This is a genomic window from Plebeiibacterium marinum (assembly GCF_026013615.1).
Classification (GTDB): domain Bacteria; phylum Bacteroidota; class Bacteroidia; order Bacteroidales; family Marinilabiliaceae; genus Saccharicrinis; species Saccharicrinis marinus_A.
The window spans coordinates 1-11,146 of the sequence record NZ_JAPDPI010000082.1 but is presented as its reverse complement, the minus strand read 5'-3'; the positions used below and the strand labels follow the sequence as shown (position 1 = coordinate 11,146).

The 11,146-nt window shown below is 38.8% G+C and carries 6 protein-coding genes; 2 read left to right on the top strand and 4 right to left on the bottom strand.

Annotated elements, in window-relative coordinates; genetic code table 11:
* Nucleotides 1–105 precede the first annotated feature (105 nt).
* Together OM074_RS20635 and OM074_RS20630 are read right to left on the bottom strand one after the other, a co-directional pair.
* Entirely contained in the window at nucleotides 106–2,640 is a 2,535-nt protein-coding gene (locus tag OM074_RS20635; RefSeq protein WP_301202586.1) for a TonB-dependent receptor plug domain-containing protein, read from the bottom strand.
* A 10-nt stretch (nucleotides 2,641–2,650) separates the two neighbouring features.
* Nucleotides 2,651–3,154: a YfiR family protein gene (locus OM074_RS20630; RefSeq protein WP_301202584.1), complete on the bottom strand. Its 504-nt coding sequence runs from the start codon at nucleotides 3,152–3,154 to the stop codon at nucleotides 2,651–2,653.
* An 872-nt stretch (nucleotides 3,155–4,026) separates the two neighbouring features.
* Between OM074_RS20630 and tnaA the strand changes: the two genes are divergently transcribed.
* Together tnaA and OM074_RS20620 are read left to right on the top strand one after the other, a co-directional pair.
* Entirely contained in the window at nucleotides 4,027–5,421 is a 1,395-nt protein-coding gene (tnaA, locus tag OM074_RS20625) for a tryptophanase TnaA (protein ID WP_301202582.1), read from the top strand.
* Between the two features lie 231 nt (nucleotides 5,422–5,652).
* Nucleotides 5,653–6,459, top strand: coding sequence for a DUF4382 domain-containing protein (locus OM074_RS20620; RefSeq protein WP_301202581.1), 807 nt, complete (start codon nucleotides 5,653–5,655; stop codon nucleotides 6,457–6,459).
* A 215-nt stretch (nucleotides 6,460–6,674) separates the two neighbouring features.
* Here OM074_RS20620 and OM074_RS20615 read toward each other — a convergent pair whose 3' ends face one another.
* Nucleotides 6,675–9,614 (bottom strand): DNA polymerase III subunit alpha, encoded by a 2,940-nt coding sequence (locus OM074_RS20615; RefSeq protein ID WP_301202580.1) that lies wholly within the window; start codon nucleotides 9,612–9,614, stop codon nucleotides 6,675–6,677.
* Nucleotides 9,615–9,788: 174 nt separating this feature from the next.
* Nucleotides 9,789–10,940, bottom strand: a complete 1,152-nt coding sequence (dinB, locus tag OM074_RS20610) for a DNA polymerase IV (protein ID WP_301202579.1) — start codon at nucleotides 10,938–10,940, stop codon at nucleotides 9,789–9,791.
* Between the last annotated feature and the right edge of the window lie 206 nt (nucleotides 10,941–11,146).

Below are 11,146 nucleotides of genomic sequence, written 5' to 3'. Positions count from 1 at the left end.
AAAAAGCTCTGATTTTGCAAAGTACGCAAATGTGAATTATTTAAAATTCATTTAATTGCGCACTTTGCGAGTAAAGTATTTTTATTGGACACTCATTAAATTGATTTAGAATTTAAAGCTGGCACCTATATATACCATAGTTGGTATGTTGTCCATATATGCAAATTCCTGCGAATCGTTTCCTAACAGGTTTTTGCCGCTAAGGCTAAGAGTTAACTTGTCTGTAGCCTTGTAGTTAACGGTAGTATTGAAAATGAATTTACTGTCAATATCAATAGCACCATATTGGTTTTCAAAAGTCTGATCACCATAGAAATATGCATTTGGTAAAATCTCAAGCTTTTCAATTGGACGATAGGTTAGTGAGAACCCTCCAAAGTATGATGGCGTTGATTTATGCTCGTAGTCATTTTTTATATTAGTTGGATAATTACTTGTTGTAGTAGCAATCACATATTCTACTTGAGTTGGATCAATAGTTCCACCAAGAACTCCTGCACCATAATTGTTCATAGCAATACTGATTTTGTTTTCCAGGTCTGGATCGTACATCAAGGTTCCGGCTTGATGAGCGATGACCTCATCTCTACTAACTTTGTTGTAATTGTCGAGCTTTGTTTGTTGATATGTAAAATGAGCATTTGCAATTAATTTTTCAGAAATTACCCAATCAATAGACATAGATAAACCTTTTTGTTTTGATTTTAGGTCTGTATTCTGGTACTCCATTGTAACATGGGCATTTACGTCAGGTAAAGCTACTCCATTAATCACATCAAAAGGATTGAATACAGCTAAAGAAGTATTAGAAGGCATTAAGGCTCCAAAATTGTTTGATGTATTGTAGAATGCCTCTAAATCGACCAAAATATTTTTAGCGGGCCTAATGCGATAACCTAATTCAAACATATCTGTTGTTAATAAATCATACTCTTTATTCCCATTAAATTGCATGATCTTAGGAAAAGAACGGTTTATTAAATTCCATGTATAGTTTGAGTGGGCATTTACCAAAAATGAAGATTGGTTTGCTCTGGAATATACAGCACGGAAAATATGGTTGTCGTTTAGCTTATACGAACCAACAAATTGCCACGATGTATAGAAGTCATCAGGATGATTGTATTTTTCAGTTCTTAGAGCCGCAATTAATCTAAGGTTATCGGTAGGCTTATAATCTAATCGTAAACTACCTGCCATAATTTCAATGTCTTTTTGACCATTTAGATAGCCTCTTCCTTCAGATAATATGTAAGGAGAGTCATCGTATGAAATGTGTTGATAATTTAACCCCGGACGAATGGCAATTTTATTTAGTTTTAAATTGTATTCAGCAGTAGCATTGTATTGGTGTAAATCTAATTCAAAACCTTCATTTCCAGTCATGAAATCAATGTCTCCACCGTTGTAATTGGCTTGGAAGCTAAAATCTTTAATGCTAGCTCTTAAATCTATATACCCTGTTTTAGATATTTTTCCTGAATATGGGGTTGGCATATCTCCCATGGTTGAAGTCAAAACATCGGAATGTTGGTAGCCACCAGTAATGTTTATGTTAGTACTTTTGTTGGGAGAAAGTTCAACATAACCGTTAACGGCATATCTTTCTTTTGCATTTTCAGGGTGAAGGAAAATGTCATCGGGACCGTAAATAGTAATTATCTCACCATTATCAAACGTTCCTGTTTCTCCTTTTTCAGGGAATACTTTATATGTATTCTCTCCATCTACTACATATAGCCTTCTGATTTCATCCATAGAATAGTATCCATTTGCAGTGGGCTGACTATCTAATCGATATTTAGGTTCATATTCACCTGTGGTAGTATTCTGAGTTAAACCGTTGTACACATATATCTTATCATTTTCCCTGTCTCTTGTTTCGTAGTTTGCTGTAACACCAAAACCAAATTTATCATTGATTTGCTTGCGAAAAGCAATATCACCAATGTATGAATTCAAGTTTCCAGCCTTAACATTACCGGATACAAGGGGTGTTTCTTTTGTGATATCGGCAGTAATGATGTTGATTACACCCGATACTGCATTGGGGCCATAAAGAGCACTGGAAGGTCCACGAACCACCTCAATCCTGTCTACATCTTCAAAACTAACCGGTAACGATTCCCAAAGTGTACCACCGTGCGAGTAGTTAAAAACTGGTCGACTGTTGATCATTACCAGAGTTTGTGAGTTTTCGGAGTATAGCATCATATTTTTGGCAGGGAGGTTGTCGTTGCCCCTGATATGAACATCAAAGTTGCCGTTTGTTTTTTCGCGAACTATAACACCGGGAACCATTCTTAAAGCCTCTTCAAAGCAAGTGGCGCCTGAAGCAAGTATTTGGTCGTGGCTCAAAACGGTTGTTGACAGAGGTGAATCGAATAAACTTTCTTCTGATTTAGAGGCAGAGGTTACGTCCTTGTTTAAAAGAAGTTCGTATAGCTCTTCAATAGTTGAAGCCCCTACAATGTCCATGATTTTCATGATCTCTTCCAAATCGTAGTTTGAAAGGTCTTCTATGGTCATTTCCAGTACTTCATCCCGGGAAAGTTTATTAACGTCTTTTTTTGTTTCTTGTGCATATAATGAAAATGAAAACACTAACATTAATGCGAGTGCAATATATTGTTTTAACATGATTGTCGAATTATTTTACTTCAATTCCTAATGAAATTAATTTTTGATCTACCTTTAAGTTATGAGATTCAATTTTGCTTCTGCAGATCTCATACTTCATTTTTCCGCCTTGCTGTACATAGTTAATGGCAGAACCATCTTTACATCCGCCTTCTTTTTCACTTACAATTAAAGTGGGCTTTTGAGCAAAAAACGAAGAAACTTCTGCAATGTGTGCAGATTTGGAAGCGGGAACAAAAAATAAGTTCGCGTCGGATGCCTCAGACAGTGATTTTACGGTTTTAATTACAATGGATTTGTTGTTGATTTTTTTTGAGCTGGCAAGTTTCTTTAACTCATTAACAATCTCATCATTGCCATATACGCCAATAATAAACTCATTTTGATTAGAACGGTCTGGCCATTCAATGTATTTAGCAAAGTTAAACATAAACAGTGCTTTAAACATTGATTGTTGGCCGGAAAGTGATAACGACAGGCATATCATTATCAGAACAGTCAACTTCTTTTTCATTTTTAAAATTTGAGGTTTATAAAATTAATTTGTTTTTTGTGTTGGTCTTTTATTCGTGACTGCAAATTTAAAGGTTACAACTTTATTAGGAATAATTCTGTTAAGTTTTTGTAAAGTAACAGATGTAACCCTATTGGTGTATTAGTAATGTGATTTGGTGTTGTGGGCAATGTTCATAAAATGAGTTAGTTAATAATGATGGTTTTGGGGTGGTGCAGAGTGCGTGGGATTATATATACGGCTGATAGCAGGAAAATTGACATTGTGGATGGTTGGATTCTTTTGACGAAAGTCTGCTTTTCTTCCATAAAAAATATTTGAAGGGAGGTGTTCCATCTTTATCAGGCGTGTATGTTATTTATGGGGGGGGGATTAACGGAATACAAATAAAGTAGCAAAAGCTGATAAAAATCTGTTTGGGAAATTGAGATGTTGAAGAAGTATTTTTTTAAATTTGCAATGATAAACTTAAAGAAAATTATTTTGGAAACTTTATTGAAAATTCTATCAATTTTGCCTCTTCATAGGTTCCAGAATGTCAAAAAGAGGGATTCTTTCTGCAAATAAAATCATGGCCATTCAGTTGGTCTGTAGTTCACTAGTTAATGGTCAGATATTCACATGGCCAAAAATCATAAATAAAGAAAAGTAATAAGTGGGTTAGAGTGTTGTTAACGAATTAGCAATAGCTCCTGGTATATAAATACAGCCTTCTTTTTTTATTCATGTTGTTGAAGCATAAAATGATGAGATGATCAAGAAGCAGAGAGTTCTTAACTCTGTGTTTGTGTTCTTTTTGTTTATCTGTAACCTCTTTTTATTTAAAAATGGGAAAACAGACTTTATGCTTTCAGCTTTAAACTATTTAAATTATGGAACTTCCATTTGCAGAATCATATAAAATAAAGATGGTGGAACCCATCAGAAAGAGTACCCGTGAAGAGCGTGAGCGTTGGATTAAAAAGGCCAACTACAATTTGTTTAATTTAAAAAGCAATCAGGTTTTTATCGATTTGTTAACTGATAGTGGTACCGGAGCAATGAGCGATCGTCAGTGGGCCAGTATGATGCTGGGGGATGAGAGCTATGCCGGGGCGTCATCGTACTACAACCTGAAACAGGCCATTAAAAACATTTTGGGTTTCGATTACTTTTTGCCAACCCATCAGGGGAGGGCTGCTGAAAATGTGTTGTTTTCAGCCCTGGTTTCGGAAGGTAATGTGGTGCCTGGTAATACGCATTTTGATACCACAAAGGGCCATATTGAGTTTCGTAAAGCTTCGGCAATAGATTGTACTATCGATGAGGCCTTTGATACTACAGTACTGCATCCTTTTAAAGGAAATATTGATTTAAACAAGTTGGAGGCGGTTTATCTAAAATATCCAAAAGAGCAGATTCCATGCACAATTGTAACTGTAACCTGTAATTCATCAGGGGGACAGCCTGTTTCGATGGAAAACCTAAGGGAGGTTTATGAGCTGTCAAAAAAATACGGCATCCGTGTTATTTTTGACTCTGCCCGTTTTGCTGAAAATGCCTACTTTATTAAAACCCGTGAAGAGGGTTATGCGGATAAAACCATTAAGGATATTGTGGCTGAGATGTATACTTATGCTGATGGCATGACTATGAGTAGTAAAAAAGATGCCATAGTTAATATGGGTGGATTTATTGCTTTACGTGAAGAAGAATTGTTTAAAAAAGCGGCCCAGTTCAATATTATTTACGAAGGCTATATCACATATGGCGGAATGTCGGGTAGGGATATGAATGCTTTGGCTCAGGGACTGGATGAAGGAACGGAGTTCGATTATCTGGAAACCCGGATTAAGCAAGTGGCTTATTTAGGTCAGAAACTCAAAGAGTTTGGAGTTCCTGTTCAGGAGCCCTTTGGCGGTCATGCTATTTTTGTGGATGCCAAACGTTTTTTACCGCATCTTCCGGTAGAGCAGTATGTTGCTCAAACCCTGGCCATTGAATTGTATAAAGAAGCAGGAGTAAGAGGTGTTGAAATTGGTACTTTGTTGGCAGACAGGGATCCGGTAACCCGGGAAAACCGTTATCCAAAATTAGAATTGCTTCGCTTGGCTATTCCCCGACGGGTATATACCAATAATCATATGGATGTGATTGCAGTTGCCCTGAAAAATGTATACGATAGGAGAGAGGAGATCAAGATGGGGTATCAAATTGTTAATGAAGCCCCAATTCTTCGCCATTTTACCGTGGAGTTGGCCCCCTGTGAAGAGGCTATGAGCTGTTAATCTGAGTTTGATTAAAATTTTAGAATCTATAGATTTATCTTGAACTCAGGTTGTAAGATAATCTACAATGTTAGTTTGCTACTTAAAGGCGTGCCTGATGCATGCCTTTTTTTGCAGGTGTTATCTGGTTTGTATAAACCAGAATAGATGAGGAATAATGGTGTTTTTTTGCAAGTCTTTTTATAAACCTTTGTACCTTTGCTGGCATAACACAACACAAAAAAAGATATTATGAAAAAGTTTATTTTTAGTTTCCTGGTATTGGGTGCATTAATTGGATTTTCATCATGCTCAAATGATGAGGTTGAGGGCAATGCAAAGTTCAGCTTAAGATTAACTGATGCCCCTGGTGATTTTGAAGAAGTATTAATAGATGTGCAGGAAGTAAAGGTTCATTTTCAGGCCGAAGGCGAAGAGGATGGTGAATGGGTAACTTTAAGCGGAGTGAATGCGCAGGTGTATAACTTGCTCGATTTTACTAATGGGGTAGATGTTTTGTTGGCAGAGACAGAAATGCCTGTTGGTTTGATTTCTCAGATAAGATTGGTGCTTGGTGATAATAACCAGGTTAAGGTAAATGGTGAGTATTATGATATTAAAACTCCTTCTGCCCAGCAATCGGGATTAAAGCTTAATGTTCATGCAGAACTTGTGGCAGGAGTAACTTACCGCATGTGGCTGGATTTTGATGCTGGAAGATCAATTGTTAAAAAAGGGAATGGAGGGTTTTCGCTGAAACCTGTTATCCGGACTTTTACAGAAGCTACTAGTGGAGCTATTACCGGGGTGGTTGATCCGGTAGAGGTTGCCCCATATGTTGGTGCTGTTACTTCGGAAAATGATACTATAGGTACCTATGCTGATCCTGAAACAGGTTATTTTTTAATCAGGGCTCTTGCCGCAGGTGATTACAAGGTGGTATTTCTTCCGGGTGATGAATCGGGTTATCTGAAAAAAGAGGTTGAAGGTGTAGTAGTAACTACTGGAACTGTTACAGATATGGAAACAGTAGAAATTGAGGCTGTAGTGGTTGAGTAACTACGTTGATTTATAAAATACAGGTCGGGAGTCGGAAGTTTTTAGGAACTTAAGGCTTCCGATTTTTTATTTTGTAGACATATGTTGCTAAGATTCGCCACTTGCCTTATCAGAAAGGCTCAGAGAGCATCAGGAAACATAGTGTCTTTTTTTACTGTGATTCTTTACTTTAGCTTTCAACTTTTCACTTTCAACTTTTCACTTTTAACTTATGATTATCTCCCTCTTGGATCCGGGATAATAGGCATTTTAGCCATTTTTTCCACTTCAATGCTGGCAAAGCCAAACTCTTCGGTAATCCTTCCGAGGATAAGATACATGCCGTAGCCTTTAAATGGGTAAGCTTGTAGCGATGATGGAAAATGAGTGGTATCATAAAAATTACCATCCATATCAATAAATGTGGCAAAGTGCATCATCTGCTGGCGAACGGTGCGTACGTATTTAATGCAAACCAGTTGGCCAATCATCCTTACCCTTTTGCCTGTGTGTTTAATAAGTTCTGTAGCTTTGAGTCCTCCACGGAAGTTGGTTTCCAGTAAATCAAAATACGATAAGGTTATCGGGAAGCCAATCAGTTCGATTTCATCGTAGGCATCTTCAACCTTGCTTCGGGCAAGCTGGGGTAAGGTGTAGTTTTTTCTGGGTAACTCAAATAAACGTTGGTGTAAGTGGTTTTTCTTTTGGGGTGATAACAAAAGGTGCATCTCCCAAAGCAATTCGCTTTTTCCTTTATTGGTAAACCTTAGGGCTCCGGTTCTTATGAGGATAACCATGTTTTCTCTTCCGGCTCCGGTCCGCTTCATAAAATCGTCAAGGGTTTTGTAATCGCCACTTTGCTGGCGTTCGGTTTCAATCCGTTTGGCAAATTTTGATTCCAGGTTCTGAATGTGGATGAAGCCAATATAAATGTCTTTTTGGGTTATTGATGTTGTGTAAAAACTATTGTTAACGCAAGGTTGGTGAATGCAGGCTCCTTGTCGACGGGCTTCGTTTACATAAACCCAGGTGTGGTAAAAGCCGCCAAAATTATTGATAACAGCAACCATAAATTCAAGTGGGTAGTGGGCTTTCAGGTATAGGCTCTGAAAGCTTTCAACGGCATAGGAGGCGGAGTGGGCTTTGGAGAATGAATATCCTGCAAACGATTCAATTTGTCGCCAAACTTCATGAGTTATTTTGTCGGGATACCCCTTTTGCTTACAGTTACTAAAAAACTTGTCAACAATGCGCTGAAATTCTTTTTTAGAACGGTACTTTCCGCTCATGGCTCTGCGGAGCACATCAGCATCCGCTAAATCGAGTCCGGCAAAATGATGGCACACTTTTAAAACATCTTCCTGGTAAACCATAACGCCATAGGTTTCTTCCAGCTGTTCTTTCATAACCGGGTGAAGGTAGGGTATGTTGTGTGGATTGTTGAAACGCTGTATGTACTCGCGCATCATACCCGAACGGGCTACTCCCGGACGGATAATGGAGCTGGCTGCAACCAAAGTGAGGTAGTTGCTGCATTTTAGTTTTTTGAGTAACCCGCGCATGGCAGGACTCTCAATGTAAAAACATCCATTGGTTTCGGCATCCTGTAGTTGCTTTTGTACCTGTTTGTCTTCCATGAATTTTTCTACCTGGTGGATGTCTATATCTATACCTTTGTTTTGTAATACAATCCGGGTGCAATCCTTAATGTGTCCAATACCTCGCTGCGACAATATATCCAGTTTTTCGAATCCGATATCTTCCGCAACGTACATATCCCATTGGGTGGTAGGAAATCCTTTAGGAGGAAGATCGAGGGCGGTATAGCAGGTGATTGGTTTTTCGGAAATGAGTATTCCTCCGGCATGGATAGTCCTGAGGTTGGGAAAATCAGTCATTAAACCACCTATATTGTGTATTTTTTGCTTTAGCTGATCATCTTGCGAAGATTCCGGATAATCAATCATCTGATCAATTTCTTCTTTGGGTAAACCATATACTTTTCCTAGTTCGCGGATGATGGATTTGCCCTTGAATGTACTCATGGCTCCCAGTAAGGCAGTGTGTTGGGTGCCATATCGTTTAAAAATATAATCCAGAACCTCTTCGCGTTCCTTCCACGAATAATCAATGTCAAAATCGGGTGGGGTAGAGCGTTTGGGATTAAGGAAACGTTCGAAATACAGGTTGAGTTTAATGGGGTCAACATCTGTTATTTTAAGACAGTAGGCAACAACGCTGTTGGCTCCGCTACCTCTACCTACATGGTAAAAACTCCGCGACATGGAATATCGGATAATGTCCCAGGTGATTAAAAAGTAAGCAGCAAATCCCAGGGAATTTATTATGTGCAGTTCTTTTTGTACGCGCTCTTTGGCAAGGGGATTGTTTTTGCCGTAGCGGTAAATCATGCCATCAAGAGTTAGTTTTTCCAGTAGTTTTTTGTCGTCGTATATGCTGCCGGTAAATGTTTTTTTATTTCTGATTGCCGTAAAGTCAAAGTTGAAGCTGCATTGTTTGAGCAACTCTTCTGTGTTTTTTATGATCTCCGGGAACTGGGCATAGTTTTGTTTTATCTTTTCGGGCGAAACTAGAGTGTCGGTACTGTTGGCGGTATCTTCTGTGGTAAGTTGGCTTAATAATATGTTTTTATCAATAGCCCGAAGATGCCGGTGCAGGTTGAATCCTGTTTCGTTTGCAAAGGTTGCGGGTTGCCAAACAACCAGTTTATGTTGTTGGTAGCGAAATGATGAGGAAATGAGCTTACGTAGTTGTAGTGGTTGTATACCCACCAGTTCATTTTCGGTAAGTTCCTTGGGTTGAATATTTCCAAAAGGGTAGATGATATAAGCATGGTTAAAAGCCGGGGCTTTACGGGGCAGTTTTGTGCACGAAAGGTTGTGTTTGCTCAAAAAATGGTTAAGTTCCATGTAGCCATGGTTGTTTCTGGCAATTCCGATATACAGGAGTCTGTGATCTTGCCTGAATTCAATACCTGCCAAAGCGGTAATTCCTTGATCGCGACAAGCTTTAATAAAATCAAAAAGTCCGCTACTGTTGTTGATGTCAGTGAGTACCATTACTCTGACTCCTTTGGATGCGGCCTGTTGGGCCAACTCTTCGGGCGATAGAGTTCCGTATCTTAAGCTATAATATGTATGAGTGTTTATATGCATCTTTTAATTAGTCATTGGCCATTAGTCATTGGTCATTAGTTAATGGACAAGGGTTACTCTGGGAGCATTGAGGATATGGGCTGTAAGCTCACGCCTCTCTGTACAAACCCGGTTCTTTGCCACTGCGCTCTCAGCCCTATGTCCTTTGCTCTTCATCCTTAGTCCTTCGCTTCATCATCTCATCGCAGCTGCTCTTCCAACGGCATCTTTTCCGTATCTTTTTCTTATTTTGTCCATTGCCAGATATAGGTTTACCTTTTCCGGAGTATCTTCAAATAAATTTAATTGTTGCGTTCCGCTAATCAGGCTGCTAAGTCTGATGCCTATTAACCGGATAAGCATTCTGCGTGTGTATACCTTTTTAAATAAATCCTGGGCCACCGAAATAATGTCATGATCAAACGATGTGTAAGGGATTCGTTTTTGCATGGAGTGAGTATCGAAGTTTGAATATTTAATTTTTACCGTTACGCAAGCTGTAAGTTTTTGCTTGCTTCTTAGTTCAAATGCCAGCTTTTCGGCCATGCGGATGATAAGTTCGTTTAAGTAGCGAATGTCGGTTGTGTCCTGTTCGAAGGTTCGCTCTGTGCTCATTGATTTTTGCTCGGTATATTTTACTACAGGACTAGGATCAATACCGTTGGCCTTTTTCCATATGCTTACCCCGTTTTTTCCCAGTACCCTTTGTATCATATCAATCGGTATTTGGCTAAGGGTTTCAATATTAATGATTCCCATTGAGCGTAAAAGTTGATAGGTTTTGGGGCCTAGCATGGGTATTTTTTTAATGGATAGCGGATTTAAAAAAGGTTGTACCAAATCAGGCATTACTTCAATACCACCATTGGGTTTCGCTTCTCCGGTGGCAATTTTCGACACTGTTTTATTTACAGATAAGCCAAACGAGATTGGAAGTCCGGTTTCTTTTATAATGGTCTCCCGGAGTTCGGTACTCCACTTTAAGCACCCAAAAAAACGATCCATCCCGGTTAAGTCCAGGTAGTGTTCGTCTATAGAAGCTTTTTCATAAATCGGAGCCCTTTCTGCAATAATATCTGTTACAATTCTCGATTGTTTGGAATACTCTTCCATGTCGCCCCTGATAAAAAAAGCATCGCTACAGAGTTGTCGGGCCATTCGCATGGGCATGGCCGAGTGCACCCCAAATTTCCGGGCTTCGTAACTGCAACCAGCCACAACCCCGCGATCAGACATGCCTCCAATAATTACAGGTTTGCCTTTGAGGGCGCTATTGTTTAACCTTTCCACGGACACAAAGAATGCGTCCAAATCCATATGTACTATTTGTCGTTGAGAACCAGACATCTTTTAATTAAAATGATTAGAAAATAATCAAATGTGTGATTATAAATTAATCAAAAATGATTATATTTGAAAGAGAATAGTAATAAATATGTTGTTTTGATTAGAAAATAGTCAGCTATCAGCTATCAGCTATCAGCTATCAGCTATCAGCTATCAGCTATCAGCTATCAGCTATCAGCTATCAGCTATCAGCTATCAGCTATCAG

Coding starts and splice junctions, on each gene's coding strand:
- OM074_RS20635 (WP_301202586.1), bottom strand. CDS start 2,640: ATGTTAAAACAATATATTGCACTCGCATTAATGTTAGTGTTTTCATTT.
- OM074_RS20630 (WP_301202584.1), bottom strand. CDS start 3,154: ATGAAAAAGAAGTTGACTGTTCTGATAATGATATGCCTGTCGTTATCA.
- tnaA (WP_301202582.1), top strand. CDS start 4,027: ATGGAACTTCCATTTGCAGAATCATATAAAATAAAGATGGTGGAACCC.
- OM074_RS20620 (WP_301202581.1), top strand. CDS start 5,653: ATGAAAAAGTTTATTTTTAGTTTCCTGGTATTGGGTGCATTAATTGGA.
- OM074_RS20615 (WP_301202580.1), bottom strand. CDS start 9,614: ATGCATATAAACACTCATACATATTATAGCTTAAGATACGGAACTCTA.
- dinB (WP_301202579.1), bottom strand. CDS start 10,940: ATGTCTGGTTCTCAACGACAAATAGTACATATGGATTTGGACGCATTC.